Annotated in this window: 14 protein-coding genes; 7 read left to right on the forward strand and 7 right to left on the reverse strand. The window is 54.8% G+C overall.

Annotated features, from left to right (window positions below):
* The first annotated feature begins 115 nt into the window (after window positions 1-115).
* Window positions 116-1,738 carry an alpha/beta hydrolase gene (locus NMC31_RS00245; RefSeq protein ID WP_253896572.1) on the forward strand — a complete coding sequence of 541 codons (1,623 nt, stop codon included), beginning with the start codon at window positions 116-118 and terminating at the stop codon, window positions 1,736-1,738.
* Here the strand turns inward: NMC31_RS00245 and NMC31_RS00250 are convergent.
* Window positions 1,670-1,915, reverse strand: a complete 246-nt coding sequence (locus NMC31_RS00250) for a DUF1158 domain-containing protein (RefSeq protein ID WP_253896573.1) — start codon at window positions 1,913-1,915, stop codon at window positions 1,670-1,672. The two genes, NMC31_RS00245 and NMC31_RS00250, sit on opposite strands and share 69 nt — an antisense overlap.
* A gap of 510 nt (window positions 1,916-2,425) precedes the next feature.
* Between NMC31_RS00250 and NMC31_RS00255 the strand changes: the two genes are divergently transcribed.
* Window positions 2,426-5,140, forward strand: a complete 2,715-nt coding sequence (locus NMC31_RS00255) for a cation-transporting P-type ATPase (protein WP_149464555.1) — start codon at window positions 2,426-2,428, stop codon at window positions 5,138-5,140.
* An 82-nt stretch (window positions 5,141-5,222) separates the two neighbouring features.
* On the opposite strand, the gene NMC31_RS00260 is transcribed toward NMC31_RS00255, so the two are convergent.
* From NMC31_RS00260 to NMC31_RS00270, 3 genes are all read right to left on the reverse strand, one after another.
* Window positions 5,223-5,951, reverse strand: a complete 729-nt coding sequence (locus NMC31_RS00260) for a phosphodiester glycosidase family protein (RefSeq protein ID WP_253896574.1) — start codon at window positions 5,949-5,951, stop codon at window positions 5,223-5,225.
* A 73-nt stretch (window positions 5,952-6,024) separates the two neighbouring features.
* Entirely contained in the window at window positions 6,025-7,140 is a 1,116-nt protein-coding gene (locus NMC31_RS00265) for a YbdK family carboxylate-amine ligase (protein WP_253896575.1), read from the reverse strand.
* A gap of 93 nt (window positions 7,141-7,233) precedes the next feature.
* Window positions 7,234-8,799, reverse strand: a complete 1,566-nt coding sequence (locus NMC31_RS00270; protein ID WP_149464331.1) for an AbgT family transporter — start codon at window positions 8,797-8,799, stop codon at window positions 7,234-7,236.
* A gap of 269 nt (window positions 8,800-9,068) precedes the next feature.
* On the opposite strand from NMC31_RS00270, the gene NMC31_RS00275 reads away from it, so the two are divergent.
* Entirely contained in the window at window positions 9,069-10,169 is a 1,101-nt protein-coding gene (locus tag NMC31_RS00275; RefSeq protein ID WP_253896576.1) for an NADH:flavin oxidoreductase/NADH oxidase, read from the forward strand.
* Window positions 10,170-10,207: 38 nt separating this feature from the next.
* Here the strand turns inward: NMC31_RS00275 and entD are convergent, their stop codons facing one another.
* Window positions 10,208-10,861, reverse strand: coding sequence for an enterobactin synthase subunit EntD (entD, locus tag NMC31_RS00280; protein ID WP_253896577.1), 654 nt, complete (start codon window positions 10,859-10,861; stop codon window positions 10,208-10,210).
* Between the two features lie 55 nt (window positions 10,862-10,916).
* Complete coding sequence (locus NMC31_RS00285; protein WP_253896578.1) at window positions 10,917-13,145, reverse strand: TonB-dependent siderophore receptor; 2,229 nt, start codon at window positions 13,143-13,145, stop codon at window positions 10,917-10,919.
* 252 nt (window positions 13,146-13,397) lie between these two features.
* Between NMC31_RS00285 and fes the strand changes: the two genes are divergently transcribed.
* From fes to entF, 3 genes are read left to right on the forward strand one after another with little or no spacing between them, the layout of a single operon-like run.
* Window positions 13,398-14,612 (forward strand): enterochelin esterase, encoded by a 1,215-nt coding sequence (fes, locus tag NMC31_RS00290; RefSeq protein WP_253896579.1) that lies wholly within the window; start codon window positions 13,398-13,400, stop codon window positions 14,610-14,612.
* 29 nt (window positions 14,613-14,641) lie between these two features.
* The gene (locus NMC31_RS00295; RefSeq protein WP_253896581.1) at window positions 14,642-14,860 is read left to right on the forward strand and encodes an MbtH family protein; all 219 of its coding nucleotides are present in this window, start codon (window positions 14,642-14,644) and stop codon (window positions 14,858-14,860) included.
* On the forward strand, window positions 14,857-18,732 hold the full coding sequence (entF, locus tag NMC31_RS00300) for an enterobactin non-ribosomal peptide synthetase EntF (protein ID WP_253896583.1): 3,876 nt from the start codon (window positions 14,857-14,859) through the stop codon (window positions 18,730-18,732). Before NMC31_RS00295 ends, entF begins: the two co-directional genes overlap by 4 nt.
* A 29-nt stretch (window positions 18,733-18,761) precedes the next feature.
* On the opposite strand, the gene waaB is transcribed toward entF, so the two are convergent.
* Window positions 18,762-19,901: a lipopolysaccharide 1,6-galactosyltransferase gene (waaB, locus tag NMC31_RS00305; protein WP_253896585.1), complete on the reverse strand. Its 1,140-nt coding sequence runs from the start codon at window positions 19,899-19,901 to the stop codon at window positions 18,762-18,764.
* Between the two features lie 408 nt (window positions 19,902-20,309).
* Between waaB and wzz(fepE) the strand changes: the two genes are divergently transcribed.
* Entirely contained in the window at window positions 20,310-21,446 is a 1,137-nt protein-coding gene (wzz(fepE), locus tag NMC31_RS00310) for an LPS O-antigen length regulator Wzz(fepE) (protein WP_253896587.1), read from the forward strand.
* Window position 21,447 lies beyond the last annotated feature (1 nt).

The following is a 21,447-nucleotide window of genomic DNA, read 5'->3' on the forward strand; positions in this document are numbered from 1 at the left end:
GGGAGAGGGCCGGGGTGAGGGGGAAGCAACCCTCACCCAGTCCCACCTCACCTATTGAAAACAATTCCCATTTGCATTAGCGTTGTTAACAAATTTCAACGGGAATGTGTGTTCGATGAAGCTGGCGTGGAGTGGATTACTGATTGGGCTGACGGCGCTGCCTGCCTCGGCGATGGAGTGCGAAACCTCTCCCAACCGGGGCGAGCAGAAAGGGAAATTTGATGCCAGCGGCGAGGTTTGTTTTACTCTGCCGACACTGGGGGAGAATTATGTGTCGGCGCGCTTATCGGGCGTGACCGATGCGCGTTTACTGGATGAGCAAAATAGGGCCATCCGCACGCTGGTTTCCGGTGGTCCGGCGGACGGGCAGCATACGTTGCTGTTTTCTCTGCCTGTTAAACAGGCCTCTTCGCTGGTATTACACGGTGAAGCAGGCTCCGCCTGGCATTTCCAGTGGCAAATCAATGAAACTCACGCGCTGGCAGTGGAAGAGCAGCAGTCGCCTGCCAGCCCGCAACTACAAAAACTCTCACGTGAACTTGCCGCAGGCGGAAATACTAACGCGTTCTGGCTGGCGCGCCAGCACGAAAGAACGCCGATGGTAGAGCCGGTCGACGCGCAGCATAAACGGGTGACTTTTCTGTGGCGCGGCGCGCGCAGCAATGTTTATTTGCTGGGCTCACCCGGTGGCGATCATGATGCGCTGTTTCGCTTAGGGCAGTCGGATGTTTGGTTTCGCAGTTACGTTGTGCCTGCCGATACGCTGATGCAATACAAACTCGCCCCGGATGTGCCTAAAGTCGCAGGCAGTTTGCGCGAGCAACAGCGCGCTATTCAGGTCAGCGCGCAGGCAGATCCGCTCAACCCACAGACGCTAAGCCCATTGAAGCTCGATCGCTGGAACCGCTTTTCCTTACTGGCGCTGCCTGCTTCTCGCTATTTTTCCACGCAACGCATGGCGCAGCCTATCCGCTACGGCAGCCTGACGCGACATACGCTGAGTAGCCAACATCTTGGTAATAGCCGCGAAATCAAAATCTATCGCCCCCGCGTCGCGCAGCCCGCACGCTGGACGCTGTTTATGTTTGATGGGCAAAACTGGCAGGATGAGTATCGCACTGCTAACGTGCTGGATAGCCTGATTGCTCGCCATCTGCTGCCGCCGATTAATATTGTTTTCATTGATAGCCTGGACCACGCAAGACGCGGAAAAGAGCTACCGCCAAACCCCAAATTTGCTGATTTTATGGCGCATGAGCTGGTGCCGTTCCTGCAACGCCAGGGCATTACGCTCACGCGACAGAAGACGATTCTGGCCGGATCGAGCTACGGCGGGCTGGCCTCATCGTGGGTGGCGCTGCGCTATCCGCGTCTGTTTGGCAATGTGCTGAGCCTGTCGGGCTCCTACTGGTGGACGCCGAAAGGCGAGCTGGTCAACTGGCTCGCCCGGCAATATGCGCAGGCACCACGCTACCCATTACGCTTCTGGTTACAAGCCGGGCAGTTTGAGAGCAGCGGGCCGGGCGGTGGCAACTATCGCCATACGCTGGCGTTTGAGCAGGTGCTGAGGGAGAAAGGGTATCCGGTCAGTTTTCACGCGTCATCCAGTGGACACGATTACGCCGGATGGAGTGAAGCCCTGGTGCTGGGGTTGCGTGATTTAACCGGCTTAGCGCACGGCAAACCAGCGGCGCCATACGTAGCGCAGAATAAAGTACTCTATAGCGCCCAGCACTAAAAACCACAGACAAAACAGCAAGGTATAAAGCTGGTCGAGATCCATCAGATGGAAGGTGTCGACCAGTTTTTGTGCCAGCGTAAGGCCGAGCGAGGGCGCCGGTAGCAGCAGGCAGGAAAGCAGTGCCATAAGCAAAATACCGGCGGCAGAAATCAGGGTTTCGAGCGGGTGTTTCATGCGATGTTAATCTTAAGTTAAAAACCGTATTTTCCGGCAATAGACGGCATAACGCAATAACGCTGAGTAAACATATTTTTGAATTTAGAAAAACAGCCACTACGTTTTAATTCGTAGATGAATTAAATAAATATTCCTGGGTTTAAATGAACGCTAATTTACGTAAATAATCGTCATGTTTAACCCAGTAATTTTACAAATGTATAGGTGCTGTAGCCGATCAGCGTAGCAACGATGATTGCAGCGGCGATGTACAGCGCCAGGCGGCGTCCGCGGTAGATTCCGAACATAATTCACCTCCGTTTAGTTTGAGTTTAAGAACATTCTGTAATATTAATATTATTAAATCAACTGGCATCATCTTTGAATTTTATTGGAAAGTGAATATTGCGTGAGATCAATTTTTTCATCCGCAAGGATTAATAATTATTAAACCAATTTAGCCTTGGCCAGAAATGATTTCAGGCCTTCCGTATACAGGAATTTAGAAGGAAATTTATCGTGTCTAAAATGATGAACCCGCAGAACATACCGCCAACGGGCGGTAACACCCACCGGCAGGCTTATCAGCAAACCATTGCCCAGATCCTTGAGCAAAAGCAAACCCAGCCGGAAGGCCTGAACCAGGCCGAGGCCGCCGATCGCTTGCAGAAGCTTGGCCCTAATGCGCTGCCGCAGAAGAAAGGTAAGCCCGCATGGCTGCGCTTCCTTGCGCACTTTAACGACGTCCTGATCTACATCCTGCTGGCCGCTGCCGTGATGACGGCGGTGATGGGCCATTGGGTTGATACCGCCGTGATTCTCGGCGTTACGGTAATCAACGCGTTGATTGGTTATATCCAGGAGAGCAACGCGGAGAAATCGTTGCAAAGCATTCGCAATATGCTTTCCAGCGACGCGCAGGTGATCCGCGACGGCAAACATGCCACCATCCCGACCACCGATCTGGTGCCAGGCGATATCGTGGTGCTGCGCGCGGGCGACCGTATTCCGGCGGATATGCGTCTGATTGAAGCGCACAACCTGCGCGTGGAAGAGGCGATTCTCACCGGTGAGTCGACGGTTGTCGATAAGCACACCGACGCGCTGACCGGCGACCTGCCGCTGGGCGATCGCACCAATATGCTGTTCTCGGGCACCACCGTGAGCGCGGGCGGCGGCATAGGTGTGGTGGTGGCGACCGGGCAGGCGACCGAGCTTGGTCGTATCAACCAGATGATGGCTGATGTCGAAACTAACCGCACGCCGCTGCTGGTGCAGATGGACAAACTCGGTAAAGCGATTTTCGTCATTATTCTGGCAATGATGGCAGTACTGTTCGTTTTCAGCGTCCTCCTGCGCGATATGCCGATGGGCGAATTGCTGCTGTCGTTGATTAGCCTGGCTGTTGCGGCGGTACCTGAGGGTTTACCGGCGATTATCTCAATTATCCTCTCGTTGGGCGTACAGGCGATGGCGCGCAAGCGGGCGATTATTCGTAAGCTGCCAACCGTTGAGACGCTGGGCGCAATGACCGTGGTGTGCTCTGATAAAACCGGCACCCTGACCATGAACGAGATGACCGTAAAAGCGGTCATTACCGCCGATAGCTGCTACCGCGTGGATGGCGATAGCTACGAGCCGGTCGGTAATCTTTATCTTGAGGGTAGCAACGAGCCGGTAAAAGTACAGCCTTACACGGTGCTGGAAAAATACCTGCGCACAATTGATCTCTGTAACGATAGCCAACTGGTACGTAATGAGCTGGGTCACTGGGGAATTACCGGCGGGCCGACCGAAGGCGCGCTGAAGGTACTGGCAACGAAAGCGTCGCTGGAGCCGGTGACCACACAGTTGGTGGCGAAGATCCCGTTTGATTCACAGTACAAGTACATGGCAACGCACTACAAGCTGGATGCGGAAGAGTGGGTGATGGTCACCGGTGCGCCAGATGTCCTGTTTGCATTGTGTGAGCAGCAGCAGACCGCACGTGGCCTGGCGACGTTCGATCGCGCCTACTGGGAGTCAGAGATGGAGCGCTTTGCTCGCCAGGGCCTGCGTATGGTGGCGGCGGCCATTAAACCTGCTGATATCGGCGCGACCACGCTGGATCACAGCGATCTCCAGCAGGGTCTTATCTTCCTCGGTATTGCCGGGATGATGGACCCGCCGCGCCCGGAAGCGGTGGATGCAATCCACACCTGCCAGACAGCGGGGATCCGCGTGAAAATGATCACCGGCGATCACCCGCAAACGGCGATGAGTATTGGCCAGATGCTGGGCATTCATAACAGCACCGAAGCGATGACCGGCTACCAGCTGGAGCACATGGATGACGACGAGCTGGCAAAAGCGGCAGTGGAGTATGACATCTTTGCCCGTACCAGCCCGGAGCACAAACTACGTCTGGTTAAAGCATTGCAGAAAAACGGCGAAGTGGTCGGGATGACCGGTGACGGCGTGAACGACGCGCCAGCGCTGCGTCAGGCTGATGTCGGCATTGCGATGGGCATTAAAGGTACCGAAGTCACCAAAGAGGCGGCGGACATGGTGCTGACCGACGATAACTTCGCGACCATCGCCAGCTCGGTTAAAGAGGGGCGTCGGGTATACGACAACCTGAAGAAAACGATCCTCTTTATTATGCCAACTAACCTGGCGCAAGGGCTGCTGGTGGTGATTGCCCTGTTGGCCGGAAATATGATCCCGCTGACGCCAGTGCTGATTCTGTGGATGAACATGGCGACCTCCGCGACGCTCTCTTTCGGCCTGGCCTTCGAAGCCGCTGAGCGTAACGTGATGAATCGCCCGCCGCGTAAAACCGGTCAGCACGTAATGGATGCGTTTGCGGTCTGGCGTGTGGCGTTTGTCGGCTCGATGATTGCCATCAGCGCCTTCATCCTTGAGGCCTGGCTGGCCCCGCGCGGCCACAGTGCAGAGTTTGTCCGCACCGTGCTGTTGCAAATGCTGGTGACCGCGCAGTGGCTGTATATGATTAACTGCCGTAACTCCGACGGTTTCTCTATCAACCGTGGCCTGCTGAAGAACAAAGGTATCTGGATGGTGACGGGCGTTCTGTTGCTGCTGCAGCTGGCGATTATCTATCTGCCGGTGATGCAGATGATGTTCGGTACCGAAGCGCTGCCTGCTCGCTACTGGTTCGTGACGCTGGCGATGGGTGCGGTGATGTTCTTTATCGTCGAGATTGAGAAGCGCCTGACGAGGAGATTCCGCAAGGCTGCTTAATTGAAAAATGCCCGGTGGCGCGTTGCTTACCGGGCAAATTCATGTGTAGGCCGGATAAGGCGTAGCCGCCATCCGGCACCTTTCAGGAAGACGTTTTCCTCTCCACCGTAAACATCGTGACAAACGGATGATACTGCCACGGTATCGAACTTCCCTTCTGATACATCTTCGAAATGGTGCCATCAAGGTACAGCATCTGCCGGATATCCAGTTTCGACTGGGCATAGCAGGCGAAATCATAAAAATTGGTTTCTTTGGCGCTCAGCATAAACACCACTCGACCCTGACGGTTAATCCCCACGGCATTACGTAATTTTCGCGAACTGGCCGACGGCTTTAGACGCCAGTTTATCACGCCGTTTTCAATCAGCATTGGGCCGGACTGCACTGCGTAATCCATGCCTTTGGTGCTTTTCAGCGCATCGAGGGTCACAATGCCCGCTTTTTGATCCTTGAGATAAAACACGCCGCCCGGGCGAATAAAGAAGTTGCCGCCGCCGGATGCACGGTTAATCGGCGCGAGCTTTTTTCCCTTTTCGATATAGAGCCCCAGCGGCGCATAATCTTTGCCATAAATCCCGCCGTTCATCGCCATCAGCACCTGCCCGTTACCGTTGATATCCGCCAGCAGTGAATAGAGTGAGCCCCAGGCTTTACCATCCGGTTTCTTCCAGCGCAACGTGATGTTTTCTTGCTGTAAATCGACTTCATAGCTTTGAACTTGTAGCGATGGGTCGGTCAACGAACAAGCCGCATGGGTAAAAGTCGTTAGCGGGAGCAGGAGGGCGGGCAACAGCCAAAGAAGCAACATATCTTCGTTCCTTGTGCGATGAGCGGGAGGGCAAAATAGCGCGTAATCCCGCTTATGCAAAGGTTTTCTGTGCTTACGCCGCCCAGGTTTCGCAGTGCTGCTGTACCAGGCTTATCAACGAGCCGCCATCGGCAATGAACTCACGCATGCGTTGCGCTTCGCTTTTCCCGTGTTTTACCATCAGAGCCAGTTCTTCGAGCGCGCTGCCAGCACGGTGTTGATCGGCGTAGGGTTGCAACTGTTCCAGTAAGATCTCCAGTTCGCTGGCGATGGTGTGTTGCTCGCCGCTTGCAACATCGGTGACCACACCCTTCAAGCCGTATCGACAGGCCTGAAAGCGGTTAAATTTATACAGCAGATAGTCCTGCGGGCTGGGTTTATGCGGGCGTTTTTCGAGCAGCCAGTGCGCCAGTGCCTGAATCAACCCGGCCATGTTCACCGCGTGACCCAGGGTGAGCGGCGTATCCATTACGCGCACCTCCACCGTGCCAAAATGCGGGCTGGGGCGAATATCCCAGTGCAAATCTTTAATGCTTTCGACCATGCTGGTGTAGCTCAACTGGCGAAACAGCCGGGTAAACTCCTGCCAGTTTGCTGCCCAGGGCATGGGGCCGTTATCGGGAAAAGCCGAGAAAATGTTGAGCCGCGCGCAGGCGAAGCTGCTGTCGGCACCCTGTAGATAGGGTGACGCGGCGCTGAGCGCAATCAGATGTGGAACGTATCGCGAAAGGCCATGCAGCAGATAAAGCGCATCGTCACCGTTGGTGCAGCCAATATGCACGTGTTGACCAAACACTGTCGCCTGGCGGGCAAGGTATCCATAGGCTTCCAGGGTATGTTGATAACGGGGATTATCGCCGACTTCCTGACTTTGCCAGCGCTGGAATGGATGCGTACCGCCGCCGCAAATTTTGACATGCTGCTCTGACGCCGCGCGTAGTACGGCGCGTTGGATGGCGGCAAGCTGAGTGGCGGCCTGGTGGATATCGTCGCACACGCCTGTTGCCACCTCCAGCATGCTGTTAGTGATGTCATGCTTGATTTCCCCCTGCGTCACACCGCGACTGGCGGCGGCTATCAGGGCGGAAGAGTCCTGGCAAAGATCGTAACCTGGCGGGTTAATGACCTGAAGCTCGAGCTCAATGCCGAGCGTAAAAGGCGCAGAAACATGAAAGTCAGGTAAAGGCATAGTCGTCTCACGATGGTGACTGGTGCCTTTAGTATAGGTGGGAGAAAAAAACAGAGTGGACGGCACTGTGAAGTACCGTCCGTAAGGTGAGGATTAACCCGCGCTCCAGGTATACGGTGCCGCCACGCCAAGCGGCATGCCCAGCCCCCACCAGGCCAGCAGGAACAAGCTCCAGCTAATAAAGAAAGCGATGGAATAAGGCATCATCATGGATACCAGCGTGCCGACGCCCGCGCCCTTCACATAGCGCTGGCAATAGACCACCACCAGTGGGAAGAAGACCATTAACGGGGTGATAATATTGGTGCTGGAATCGCCGATACGAAACGCCGCCTGGGTCAGTTCCGGAGAGATACCCACAGCCATCAGCATCGGCACCATAATCGGCGATAACAGGCCCCATTTGGCCGAGGCGGAACCAATCAGCAGGTTCACGGCGGCGGTCAGCAGGATCATGCCGATAATCGTCGCTTCGCCCGGCAGTTCCATCGCTTTCAGGCCATCCGCGCCGACCAGCGCCAGCAGTGTGCCAATGTTCGAGTCGCTGAAGGCTTTAATGAACATGGCGCAGAAGAAGGCCATCACCATGTATGAGCCCATTTTGCTCATCGAGTCATTCATCGAAGCAATGACATCTTTTCCGGTTTTAAACGTACCGGAGGCAAAGCCGTACACAATCCCCGGCAGAATGAAGATCAGGAAAATCAGCGGAACGATAGATTTCATGATCGGCGCGCTGTAAGAAGTGAGTGAGCCGTCGGTCCCGCGTAGCATGGAGCTTTCCGGCCAGGCCGCTGCTGCCAGCGCCGCTAGGCCCAGCAGCATCACCAGCGACGCGCGATTAAAGGCGCGGCTCTCTTTTTCTGAGACGCTGGACATATCTTCTTCATGCTTATAATCGCCGTCGATCGTCATTTTGCTGACGCGCGGCTCAACGATACGCTCGGTGACCCACCAGCCGACCAGGGTTATCAGAATAGAAGACGCAATCCCGAAGAAGAGGTTACACAGGGTGTTGACGGTATAGGTGCTGTCGAGCAGTTGTGCAGCGGCCTGGGTAAAGCCCTGCAACAGTGCATCGTTTCCGGTGGGCACCATGTTAGCGGCGAATCCGCCCGAGACGCCTGAGAACGCTGCGGCGATCCCCACCAGCGGGTGACGCCCGGCGGACATAAAGATAATGGCACCCAGTGGGATCACCAGCACATAGCCCGCATCTGCTGCCACATGGCTGAACATCGCGACAAAAATCAGCATCGGCGTCAGCAGTTTCTTCGGCGTCACGCGCAGCATCTTCTTCAGGCCGACGTTAATAAAGCCGGAGCTTTCGGCTACGCCAACGCCGAGCATCGCCACCAGCACGATACCGAGCGGGGCGAAGGTGGTGAACGTCGTCACCATATTGGCCAGCGTGTTGGTAAGTGCTTCGGCGGAGAGCAGGTTGTTGACCTGTACGGTCTCCTGCGTCATGGGGTTGACGACATCAAAGGTCATCATCGACAGGACCGCAGAAAGCCCCATCACGACCAGCAAAAAGTAGAAAAAGATCAGCGCCGGTTCAGGCAGTTTATTCCCGGCCCGTTCAATGGCATTGAGGAACCCACTCATCAGACGGCTTTCACCGGCCCCGTTCCCTGGTGTTGTTATGTTTGTACTCATTCGCTTCCCTTAACACTGACAAGGTGTTTCATAATTTGTCTGAATGTATCATCGGGGATGATAGGGGTAATTGCGCGGCTAAACTATCTTTTTTGCCCGCAAAAACTCGACGAATGTCTGATTTATTTACTCACTATGCTGATTATTCGGTAATTATTGGTGGTTTACTCGGTGTGGTCGAATGATTTGGCGAGTTATCTATACCAGGGGGCATTTTTGCGCGATAGTAAAATTTATCGGAATTTAACAGTCACGCTGGAGAAAAAGGTATGTCGCAACCTAAGCTGTTTACCCCTTTCCGCATTCGAAACCTTGAACTTGATAATCGCATCGTGATTGCACCTATGTGCCAGTACTCGGCAACGGATGGCTGCATGAATGACTGGCATGTACAGCATCTGGGTCAACTGGCGCAGTCTGGCGCGGGGTTACTGACCATTGAAGCAACCTCCGTTTCTCCCGAAGGGCGCATTACATTTGCGGATGTAGGTTTGTACGACGATCGTTGTGAAGAAGCCATGGGCCGGGTGATAGCCTCCATTCGCCAGTGGTCAGATATGCCTATCGCAATCCAGCTGGCCCATGCGGGCAGGAAAGCGTCCACGTCCAAACCGTGGGAGCAAAAAGGGCCGCTCGCGCCCGATGAAGAGGGCGGTTGGCAGACCGTCGCGCCCTCCGCGATTCCCTATAACGAGGGGCATTCGACGCCTGCGGCACTGGATGGCGAAGGCTTAGAAAGCGTGCGTCAGCAATTTGCGCAGGCAGCGAAACGCGCGGCCCGGCTGAATGTGGATCTTATCCAGATACACGCTGCGCACGGCTATCTGTTGCATCAATTTTTATCGCCGCTGTCGAATCAAAGAACGGATAATTATGGCGGTTCTTTTGAAAACAGAGTCCGGTTCCCACTGGAAATCTTTGACGTCGTTCGCGCCGCGATCCCGGCGGACAAAGCAATCAGCGTACGCATCTCGGCAACGGATTGGGTCGAGGGCGGGTTCAACATTGACGAGGCGGTAGCATTCTCCAGACTGCTGGAAGAACGCGGGGCGGATGCAATACATGTCTCCAGTGGTGGTTTGCATCCTGAACAGCAGATTGATGTTTTCCCTGGCTACCAGGTTCCGCTTGCAAGGGCGGTGAAATCCGCCGTTAACATCCCGGTCGTTGCGGTGGGATTAATTACCGAGCCAGAACATGCCGAGGCGATCGTGGCGGGCGGTGATGCTGATTTTATCGGGCTCGCGCGCGGCGTACTTTATAACCCAAGATGGCCATGGCATGCCGCGGCGGCGCTGGGAGCGCAGGTTCACGCGTCGAATCAATATCTTCGCTGCCAGCCGCACAATCTGAAGCATTTATTCAAATAATCACAGTGCGCGATGCGAGACAACGTATCGCGCTTTGATTAAAGGGGGGTAACCGTACAGGTCACCACCTCATCGCCCTCCACCTCATAAGCCACGCTGATTTCCTTCCCGGCAAGCTGGGCTGAAAACGCCGGTGTTAAGCGTAGACAAAGCGTGTTCTCATCAATCGCGGTCATCTCAGCTGCCGCGAATCCCGGGCAGGGCTCCGCCTGTGAGGAGAACGCTTTATACACGCTCTCTTTGGCAGAAAACGCCAGCGTCAGGGCAACCGCAAAAGGCAGGCCGCTGGTTTGCAGGCGGAAAATTTCTGCAGGCGAGGCAATTTGTGTCGCCACTTCGGCGGCTAACTGCGAGCTGAAGATGTGCTCGATATCGATGCCCACGGGTGTTCGTGAAACAGCGGCTATCGCCCGTTTTCCGTTGTGGCTGATGCTGCCAAAAATACCTTCCGGCCACAGCGGCTGGCGCTGTTCGCCTATGCCTGGAATAGCTTTCACGCCCAAAGGCTGTAACGCGTACGCGGCGGCAATCCGTCCGGCAAGATGCTCGATACGACGTTTTTTGCCGAAATGCGCCAGGTCGGCGTGATGCGGTAACCACAGCAAATCGCCGTCGCTAAAGGTTTCAGGCTGAAAATCAATACGGTGCAGAAGATGACGGGCGAGGGTAAATGTAGAATGGTTAGTTTGCATCTTTTCTCCATCATCCCCTCCCCTGGCGGGGAGAGGATACGGAACACTATTACGATTAGAAGTGGGTGTTCACGCTCATAAACCAGGTACGGCCAGATTCGTTATAGGTATTAGCGCCCGCGCCGTACATATAACCCGCTGCGCCGCCCGTAGTCTGGGCATTACCTTCACGCCAGTGGCGTTTATCGAAGACGTTATCCACGCCGCTGGTCAGGCTGACGTTTTTGGTCACATCCCAGGTCGCGCTCAGGCCAACAATGCTATACGGGCTGACTTCTTTCGTCTCCGGACCAACGGCTGGTTGTCCCTTATAGTTGTATTTCTTCGGCTCCTGCTTGCCGTACCAGGTGAAGGTAGACTGTAAAGAGACATCCTGATGTACCTGCCAGCTCAGGGTTGAGTTTAGCGTGTACTCCGGAATGATGGACAGGCGATCGCCAGTCTCTTTGTTCTTACTTTGCAGCATATAGGTGATGTTGTTGGTCCAGTTAACGGTTTCGCTAACCGGAATGTTCAACGTTCCTTCCAGGCCTTCAACCACGGCTTTTGGCACGTTTTCCCATTTGTAGATATCGGTACCGCTGGCGTTGCTGGAAACCGCAGAGTAACCCGCTTCTATTTTGTCGCGGTAATCGTTACGGAACCAGGTCACGCCCGCCAGCCAGCCGTCACGTTTGAACTCCAGACCAATCTCTTTGTTGATACTGGTTTCTGCTTTCAGGTCGTCGTTACCCTGCAAATAGCAGGCGCCGCCGCTGGCGTAGCAACCCTGACCTTTGCTGTAGAGAATGTAGTTAGGGTTAGTCTGATACAGGCTCGGCGCTTTGTAAGCACGCGCGATACCCATTTTCAGCGTGAAGTCATCGCCCAGACCCTGAGACAGGTTCAGCGATGGGCTCCAGTTATTGCCGACAATGGTGTGGTGGTCAAAACGCAGCGCTGGCGTCAGCATGGTGCTATCTGTCAGCTCAATGTTGTCTTCGGCAAACAGAGAGAAAATCTCCGCCTGCGAGTAAGGGCTACGGTTAGTGCTGGTTGCGCCAGGAACATCGCCACCCATAAAGCTTTGCGTATTAGAGCCTAAATCCTTCATGCGTTGCTGGTTCCATTCGGTGCCCAGCGTCAGGTTCTGATTAACCAGCAGGTCGAGCGGAATGCTTACTTCGCTGTGTAACATCAGATCGGCCAGATCGATATTTACATAGTCGTTCGTGGAGAAGATCCCTTCCGTACCGCCCGCCAGACCTTCACCTTTACGGGAGTTGCGGGTGTGTTCGTACTGTACCCAGTTGCTGGTGGTAATGCCGTTATCCCAGCCGCCGTTCCAGGTGACAGAGTAGTTCTGACGGTAGAGACGGTTCGTCTCTTTGCCGTAGTTATCTTTCACCAACTGGTTGCTGTTGGTGTTCTGAGTATCACCCGCATACAGGTTGCCCTGACGGCTGTAGCCCGCTTCGAATTCCAGAGACTGCATTGGCGCAAAGTCCCAACGCACCTGGCCGTTGATATCTTTGTTGATGACGCCTTCACGCCCTGCTGGCAACGTGCTGGAGTAAATGCCGGTACGTTCAGACTGATGCCCTTTGTTAATATCCCACGCATCCGCCTGGGTCTTATCCAGGTTACCGTACAGACGGAAACTGAAATCGCCGCCCATCGGGCCGCTCAGGCTAAAGTTGGTACGCTTGGTGGCGCCTTCGTCTTTGTGTTCCGGCACGTTGAAGTAGGTATCCCACGACCCGTGCCACTCATTGCCGCCTTTCTTAGTGATGATATTCACCACGCCGCCCGCTGCGCCGTTACCATAACGGGCCGCTGCCGGACCACGGATGACTTCAATACGTTCGATCATTTCCGGCGGCACCCAGTTGGTGTCGCCACGGGTATCACGCTCGCCGCGCCAGCCCTGACGAACAGAGTTACGGCTGCTGACAGGTTTACCATCAATCAGGATCAGGGTGTTTTCCGGGCCCATCCCGCGAATATCAATCTGGCGATTATTACCGCGCTGGCCGCTGGTGGAGTTACCGGTCAGGTTGACGCCCGGCATGGTACGGATGATTTCCGACACATCGCGCGCCACCGGATTTTTACGGATTTCATCAGCGGTAATGGTGGAAACACCGGGAGCCTGCAGGTTCTGCTGCGCGGCGGTAACGACCATCGTCTCGCCAGTTGATTCGGTTTCGCTGGTGGAGGCGGTCTCTGCGGCGTTGAGGGGGAAGGCGACGCCGTAGATACCCAAATTGACCAGTAAGGCCAGGGATTTGATCTTGTTATTCATCACTAATCCTGCTTTTCTTCGCCGTTCTCTCCACTTGCTCCATTCCCACGGGGAGGAGAGGCGGCATGAGTTGTGTCAGGGAACTGCGAAAGCTGCCGTCCATGGGGAAGAAAGCGGTTCCTGACAAATCTTTTATTTTGAAAGACATCTCTTGCGCGCCAATACGTTATTGCAAATGCAAATAGTTATCAATAATATTATCAATAGATTTTCACTTGTAACAAAAAATTCCACACTAAACATGGGGTTAACGTGACGGAGAAGTTAGCAGCAGGAAGCGATGCCTGGTGGGCGACAATAAAAGGCCCGCAATTTGAACGAGTTGGCGATCGCTATCAGGTGACATTCTGGTGGCGCGATCCTAATGGCACCGCGCAAACATCCCCTGTTCGTCGGGTGTGGATTTACATCACCGGCGTCACCGATCATCACCACAACTCAGCACCACAGACGCTGGAACGCCTGCCTCATACTGATGCCTGGTTCTGGAAAACGACCCTTCCCGCCACCTGGCGAGGAAGCTACTGCTTTGCGCCTTCTGCACGCGAAGATGATTTTCCGGCGGCAATTTTTAGCCAAAGCGAGCCGGATCGCACGCTGCTGCGCGAAGGCTGGCGCAAGCTCCTGCCGCGTGCGGTGGCGGACCCGCTGAATCCACAAAGCTGGAAGGGCGGGCGCGGGCATGCGGTATCGGCGCTGGAAATGCCCGAGGCCCCAGAACAACCCGGTTGGTCTGCTCCGGCTACCGCGTGGAACGTGCCGCTGTGTATTGAGTGGCGTAGCAGCAAACTGAACAACACGCGGCGGGTATGGATTTTTACCACAGGCGAAGCCGATGCCAGCGACAGGCCGCTGGCGGTATTACTCGATGGCCAGTTTTGGGCAGAAAGCATGCCCGTTTGGCCGGCACTGACAGCGTTAACCCAGTCTGGAAAACTGCCGCCCGCGGTCTATCTGCTGATCGACGTGATCGACAATGCGCACCGCAGCGTTGAACTGCCCTGCAACCCGGCATTCTGGCAGGCGCTACAACAGGAACTTCTGCCACAGGTACAGGCCATTGTGTCGTTTAGCGATCGCGCCGATCGCACCGTGGTGGCCGGACAGAGCTTCGGCGGCCTCGCGTCGCTCTACGCCGGGCTTTACTGGCCAGAGCGTTTTGGCTGCGTCTTAAGCCAGTCGGGATCGTACTGGTGGCCGCATCGAGGCGGCCAGGAAGAAGGGCTGATTTTGCAACGCCTCAAAAGCGGCGAGATACAGCCAACAGGATTGCGCATCGTGCTGGAAGCCGGCGTGCGTGAGCCGATCATCTTTCGTGCCAATCAGGCGCTTTTATCACAACTACAGCAAACACAGCAGTCGATTTTCTGGCGTCAGGTTGACGGCGGGCATGATGCGCTTTGCTGGCGTGGCGGGTTAACCGCAGGGCTGATGACGCTCTGGGAACCTTTGGTTCACGCCGACTAGCAAAGCACGATTAACGACAGGAGTTTGGTATGCAAGTCAGTAACCCCTTCGACGATGTGCAAGGGCAGTTTTATCTTCTGCAAAATGAACAGCAACAATTCAGCCTGTGGCCTGCCCAGTGCGCGCTGCCCGAGGGCTGGCGCGTGATTAGCGAGCCGCAATCTGTTGATGCCTGTAATGCCTGGCTGATGGATAACTGGTCAACGCTTACCCCGTCGCATTATGCGTCTGAGAAGGGGGCTGCATGAGCCCGCGTTTACCGTTAGTTGCCGCGCAACCGGGGATCTGGATGGCGGAAAAACTCTCAACGTTACCGAATGCCTGGAGCGTGGCGCATTACGTTGAGCTGGAAGGTGAAGTCAATGGCGAACTGCTGGCACGTGCGATTGTCGTCGGGGTGAATCAGGCGGATACATTACGTATGCGCTTTGGCGAAGACAACGGCGAGCCGTGGCAGCAGGTCGATGACAGCCTGACGTTCACCACGCCTGATATACGCGATCTTCGCGCTGATGCCGACCCGCACCAGGCCGCCATGACCCTGATGCAGGACGACCTTGCGCAGAACCTGCGTCTGGAAAGCGGTAATCCATTGCTGTGTCATCAGCTTTATCGCGTCGGCGATCGCCGCTGGTACTGGTATCAGCGTTATCATCATTTGCTGGTGGATGGCTTCAGTTTCCCGGCGATTACCCGTCAAATCAGCGAAATTTACCGCGCATGGCTACAGGGCGAACCGACGCCGGAATCGCCATTTACCCCGTTTGCGGAGGTGGTGGAGGAATACCAACGATATCGGGAAAGCGAGGCGTATCAGCGTGATGGTGCATTCTGGCGCGAGCAGCGTCAATCACTGCCGTCACCGGTCTCTCTCTCGCCCGCTCCGCTCCCGGGGCGTGCGGAAACCACCGATATCTGGCGGTTGAAACTGACCGCCGATCGCCACGCGTTTTCTCGCCTGGCGGCCTCGGCGCCGCAGTGCCAGCGCGCTGATTTGGCGCTGGCATTGAGCGCACTCTGGCTTGGGCGTTTATGCGGGCGCAGCGACTTTGCCGCCGGGTTTATCTTTATGCGTCGCATGGGGTCCGCGGCGTTAACCGCCACCGGACCCGTGCTGAATGTGTTGCCGCTCTCCGTTACCTTGAACGGCAAAGAAACGCTGGCAGAACTGGCGGTTCGCCTTTCCGGGCAACTGAAGAAAATGCGTCGTCATCAGCGTTACGATGCTGAGCAGATTGTGCGCGACAGCGGTCGCGCAGCGGGCGATGAACCGCTGTTCGGCCCGGTCTTTAACGTCAAAGTGTTTGATTACCATCTGGCGTTCACCGACATACAGGCGACGACCCATACGCTGGCGACCGGCCCGGTGAATGATCTGGAGTTGGCGCTGTTCCCGGATGAGTCGGGCGGCCTGACGCTGGAAGTCCTGGCAAATCAACAACGCTACGATGAGCCGACGCTGAAACGTCACATCGCGCGCCTGAGTGCTTTATTGCAGCAGTTTGCCGATAACCCGGCGTTGGCCTGTGGCGATGCGGATCTGCTCTCTGACGACGAATACGCGCAGTTAGAAAAAATTAATGCCACCGCGCAGGCGATCCCGGCGGCCACGCTGAATTCGCTGGTGGCGGAGCAGGCGGCAAAAACGCCAGACGCCCCGGCGCTGGCGGATGTACGCTATCAATTTAGCTATCGTGAATTGCGTGAGCAGACGCTGGCTCTTGCGCGGTTATTACGCGCTCACGGCGTTCAGCCAGGCGACAGTGTCGCAGTTGCGCTGCCGCGTTCAGTGTTCCTGACGCTGGCGTTGCACGGTATCGTGGAAGCGGGAGCCGCATGGCTGCCGCTCGATACAGGCTACCCGGACGATCGTCTGCACATGATGCTGGAAGATGCGAAACCGAAACTGCTGATCACCTCAGCCGATCAGCGTCATCGTTTCCCGAACATCGAAAGCCTTTGCTACAACGAACCGCTGCCGGTAGATGGTGATGAACCGCTGGCGATCACCACGCCGCAGCAGACGGCCTATATCATTTTTACCTCAGGCTCGACAGGCAGACCAAAAGGTGTGATGGTGGGCCATGAAGCCATCGTTAACCGCCTGCTGTGGATGCAGGATCACTATCCCCTTGGCGCGGATGACGTGGTGGCGCAGAAAACGCCGTGCAGTTTTGATGTCTCGGTATGGGAGTTCTGGTGGCCGTTTATTACCGGCGCAAAACTGGTGATGGCCGAACCGGAAGCGCATCGTGACCCGCAGGCGATGCAGCAATTCTTCGCGGAATATGGCGTTACCACCACCCACTTTGTGCCGTCAATGCTGGCGGCGTTTGTCGCCTCGCTGACGCCGGAAACGGCAACGTGTTGCCGTACGCTCAAGCGCGTGTTCTGTAGCGGCGAAGCGCTGCCTGCGCAACTTTGCCGCGAGTGGGAACAGCTTACGCACGCGCCGCTGCACAATCTTTATGGCCCGACGGAAGCCGCCGTGGACGTCAGTTGGTATCCGGCGTTTGGCGCAGAACTGGCGAATACTACCGGCAACAGCGTGCCGATTGGCTATCCGGTCTGGAATACCGGGTTACGCATTCTTGATGCGATGATGCGTCCGGTACCGATGGGGATTGCGGGCGATCTTTATCTGACCGGCATGCAACTGGCGCAAGGCTATCTGGGGCGACCCGATCTTACCGCCAGCCGCTTTATCGCCGATCCATTTGCGCCTGGCGAGCGCATGTACCGCACCGGGGATGTCGCGCGATGGCTGGAAAACGGCGCGGTGGAGTACCTGGGGCGCAGTGACGATCAGCTGAAAATTCGCGGCCAGCGTATTGAGCTGGGTGAAATTGACCGCGTGATGCAAAGCCTGCCGGATGTGGCGCAGGCGGTCACCCATGCCTGCGTCATCAACCAGGCGGCAGCCACCGGCGGCGACGCGCGTCAGCTGGTCGGCTATTTGGTTTCGGAATCAGGTTTACCGCTGGATCGGGATGTCTTACTGGCGCAGCTGCGTGAACAACTGCCGCCGCATATGGTGCCGGTTGTGTTGCTTCAACTGGATTCTCTGCCGCTGAGCGCCAACGGGAAGCTTGATCGTAAAGCCCTGCCGCTGCCGCAATTGACCGTGAGCACGCAAAGCCGCGCGCCGTTGCCTGGCACGGAAACGGTGGTGGCACAGGCCTTCGGCACGCTTCTCGGTTGCGAGATTACAGATGTGGAAGCCGATTTCTTCGCGCTGGGCGGGCATTCGCTGCTGGCGATGCGTCTTGCCGCGCAGCTGAGTCAGCAAACCGGGCGTCAGGTGACGCCGGGGCAGGTCATGGTGGCCTCTACGGTGAGCAAACTGAGCGCGCTGCTGGCTGCTGAAAATGACGAACAGGCGCAGCGTCTGGGTTATGAAACCCTGCTTCCGCTGCGTGAGAGCCACGGTCCAACGCTGTTCTGTTTCCATCCGGCCTCGGGTTTTGCCTGGCAATTCAGCGTGCTGGCGCGTTATCTGCCGGCAAACTGGTCGATAACGGGTATTCAGTCCCCGCGCCCGGCAGGGCCGATGGAGCAGGCGGCGACCCTGGACGAGGTTTGCGACCATCATCTTGCCACGCTGCTGGCACAGCAACCGCATGGGCCATACTATCTGTTCGGTTATTCGCTGGGCGGCACGCTGGCGCAGGGCATTGCTGCGCGGCTGCGTGCGCGTGGCGAAGCGGTGGCATTCCTGGGATTACTCGATACCTGGCCGCCGGAAACGCAAAACTGGTCGGAGAAAGAAGCCAACGGTCTGGATCCGGAAGTGTTGGCTGAGATTGCCCGCGAGCGTGAAGCGTTTCTTGCCGCCCAGCAGGGGCAAGCTTCTGGCGAACTGTTTAACGCTATCGAAGGCAACTATGCCGATGCGGTGAGGTTGCTCACCACCGCGCATAGCGCCAGTTTCGATGGCAAAGCGACGCTGTTTGTGGCTGAACGCACCCTACCGGAAGGCATGGACCCCCAGCAGACCTGGGCGCCGTGGGTCGGTGAGCTGGAGGTTTACCGTCAGGATTGCGCCCACGTCGATATTATCTCGCCGCAGGCGTTTGTGACGATTGGCCCGGTTCTGAAGCGTATCCTTGGCAAACACTAACCGCTTACCCTCCCTTTCGGGGGAGGGCATCAGTTAAGTGCGGTAGTCAGTCGCGTGCGCTGTTTTTTGCTTTCGTGAAATGAAAGAGAAGGCGAAAGTGAACGAGAAAACAGGATGTCACTTAGTCTGCGATAGTAATTATCTGCATAAAACGCGTCGATGGTGGCCGGAATAGCCGCGTGGTCGAATGTTATCTCACCGCTTAACATGGCTGAAAGGATTGCTGAAAGTTCTGACTGTTCGTCTGGCGGATAGAGGCAACCATTCACGCCGGGAATGATGATATCGCCCGGCCCGGAGACGCAGTCTGAACTGATGCAAGGAATGCCGCGTGCCATCGCTTCCAGTAGCGTCATCGGGAAACCTTCAAAAGAGGAGGTCAGCAGCAACGCAGTAACCTGGCCAATCTCTTCCTGCACCACTTTCCACGGTTGCGCCTGCCAGCCATGCCAGGTAATTCGATTCGCAATACATAACTCCTGTGCATAGGTTTTGCAGCGATCGCTGTCAGAGCCGTCGCCGATAATATGTAATTTCCAGCGACCGGGAACGCGGGAGAAACTGTCGAGTAAATCTTTTACCCGTTTCTGTCCTTCAAATTTTAATCTACCTATATAGATAAATGTGGAAATATCATCCTGACGCTGCCTGGGAATAATAATTGGGCTTTTATCAGTTGGGTTGTAAATAACGTGAATATTCTTTTCAGGTATACCGCGTTTAATCATCTGCTGGCGGATGCCGCAACTGATAGCCAGATGCTCATCGGCGCAGGTGATATATTTTGCGTGTTTTTTATGATCCAGCGAAAAATGTGGCCAGGAAAATAGCGTGAAGTCGCCGTTCATTTTCAAGCGCGCCTTACTGGCATACAGACACGATAGCGGGTCGATAGCGATAACGACATCAGGTTGTTCATCTGAGAGCCATGCACTCAAGGCATGAAGGTGCTTTGCCCTGCGTAAGGGGGAGAGTTTGATACCTGAAATAGAGTAATGAGCATCAATATCTTTAAGCCATTTCTTATCCATGTCATTTTTACGACAGGTGAAAAATATTTTACATTGCGCAGAAAATGGTGCGGCGCTTAATGTCTGGATGACATTTCGAATCACCGTTTCCATTCCGCCAAAACCTGAAATAGCTTCACCGATAAATACTATTTTCATTATTATCTATCCACTTAAACCTTAATGTGATGGTACTGTTAATGAAATAGCTGAAGGGAATCGTCACTATTTTGCTAATTTTATCTTTCCAGGATGAAGGGCTCAATTTGAAAGCATTCCGGAAGGGGATCGAATCTATAAAAATGTGAATCAAGTCACGGACTATTCACGCTGTTAGTATTTGAGTGCAGTGACACTTTTTGAAGTATTATTTTTAAGATGAATTATTAGTATTCGTTATATTTTGGCTGGTGTTGTTTTGTTACATAGTCATAACAATGTGAAGGGGTTTCCTGCCATTATTGGTAGCGTGATTACAATATAAGCAATTTTGAGTAGGATTAATCTGAAGTTCTGCTATTATGTTGTCGGGATGTTATCTATCAGAACCGCTGCAGGACATACAGCATGTCATCACTCAATATAAAACCTAACAAAGATTCAGACTTCTCTTCCTATCCGGCGCTCTCATCAAACAGTAAAGAAATTGATTTGCTCCACTTGTTGGATATTTTATGGCGCGCGAAAACACGCATCATTGCTATCGCTTTTGGATTTGCCGTCGTAGGGCTATTAGCATCGTTTCTTCTGCCGCAAAAATGGACCAGTCAGGCGGTAATCACAACAGCCGAACCGAGCCAGTGGCAGGAGCTTGAGAGGACGCTGGTGGCATTACGCGTGCTGGACGTTGATGTCAGCGTCAAAAAATCCGATGTGTTCACCCAGTTCATAAAGAAATTTAACTCACTTTCGCTGCTGGAAGAGTATCTGCGCACATCACCGGTAATTATGGACCAGCTGAAAGGGGCCGATATTGACCCGCTGGATCTGCACCGTGCCATTGTTGGCCTCAGCGACAAAATGAAAGCGGTAGATAACAACTTCGGTAAAAAGAATGAGCCGGCGCTATTCACCTCCTGGACGCTGAGCTTTACCGGACCAAATCCGGAAGAAGCGCAGAAGGTTCTTAAGGGGTATATCGACTATATCTCAGCGATAGTGGTGAAAGAGACGCTGGACGATATGCGCAACCGTCTCGATATTAAAACCCATTTCGAGAAAGAAAAACTGGCGCTGGAGCTGATAAAATTAAAGAACCAGCTCGATGCGAAGATTAATCGTCTGCACTATTCGCTGGAGATTGCGACCGCAGCGGGCATTGCTAAACCGGTATACAGTAATGGTCAGGCAGTTAAAGACGATCCTGATTTTTCTATTGCATTAGGTGCCGATGGTATTGCGAAAAAACTGCAGATTGAAAAGGCCGTGACGGATCTTGCGGATATTAACGGTGACCTGCGTAACCTGCAATATCATGTCCAGCAGTTAACGGCGCTGAATATCTCTGATGTATCGTTTGAGCCGTTTAAATATCAGCTTACTCCGTCCTTACCGGTGAAGAAAGATGGCCCGGGGAAATCGCTGATTATCCTGTTGGCTGGGCTGGTTGGTGGGATGGTGGGCTGCGGTGCGGTGTTGCTGCAAAATGCACTGCTTTCCCGCAAGCTTGAAGAAGCATCGCCGCTGGAAGAGCAGTTAGCGTAAT

The sequence above is a fragment of the Pseudocitrobacter vendiensis genome (genome assembly GCF_943590815.1).
Classification (GTDB): domain Bacteria; phylum Pseudomonadota; class Gammaproteobacteria; order Enterobacterales; family Enterobacteriaceae; genus Pseudocitrobacter; species Pseudocitrobacter vendiensis.

Excerpts from the sequence above, each read along its gene's own strand:
- NMC31_RS00245 (WP_253896572.1), top strand. The coding sequence starts at position 116 with ATGAAGCTGGCGTGGAGTGGATTACTGATTGGGCTGACGGCGCTGCCT.
- NMC31_RS00250 (WP_253896573.1), bottom strand. The coding sequence starts at position 1,915 with ATGAAACACCCGCTCGAAACCCTGATTTCTGCCGCCGGTATTTTGCTT.
- NMC31_RS00255 (WP_149464555.1), top strand. The coding sequence starts at position 2,426 with ATGATGAACCCGCAGAACATACCGCCAACGGGCGGTAACACCCACCGG.
- NMC31_RS00260 (WP_253896574.1), bottom strand. The coding sequence starts at position 5,951 with ATGTTGCTTCTTTGGCTGTTGCCCGCCCTCCTGCTCCCGCTAACGACT.
- NMC31_RS00265 (WP_253896575.1), bottom strand. The coding sequence starts at position 7,140 with ATGCCTTTACCTGACTTTCATGTTTCTGCGCCTTTTACGCTCGGCATT.
- NMC31_RS00270 (WP_149464331.1), bottom strand. The coding sequence starts at position 8,799 with ATGAGTACAAACATAACAACACCAGGGAACGGGGCCGGTGAAAGCCGT.
- NMC31_RS00275 (WP_253896576.1), top strand. The coding sequence starts at position 9,069 with ATGTCGCAACCTAAGCTGTTTACCCCTTTCCGCATTCGAAACCTTGAA.
- entD (WP_253896577.1), bottom strand. The coding sequence starts at position 10,861 with ATGCAAACTAACCATTCTACATTTACCCTCGCCCGTCATCTTCTGCAC.
- NMC31_RS00285 (WP_253896578.1), bottom strand. The coding sequence starts at position 13,145 with ATGAATAACAAGATCAAATCCCTGGCCTTACTGGTCAATTTGGGTATC.
- NMC31_RS00295 (WP_253896581.1), top strand. The coding sequence starts at position 14,642 with ATGCAAGTCAGTAACCCCTTCGACGATGTGCAAGGGCAGTTTTATCTT.
- entF (WP_253896583.1), top strand. The coding sequence starts at position 14,857 with ATGAGCCCGCGTTTACCGTTAGTTGCCGCGCAACCGGGGATCTGGATG.
- waaB (WP_253896585.1), bottom strand. The coding sequence starts at position 19,901 with ATGAAAATAGTATTTATCGGTGAAGCTATTTCAGGTTTTGGCGGAATG.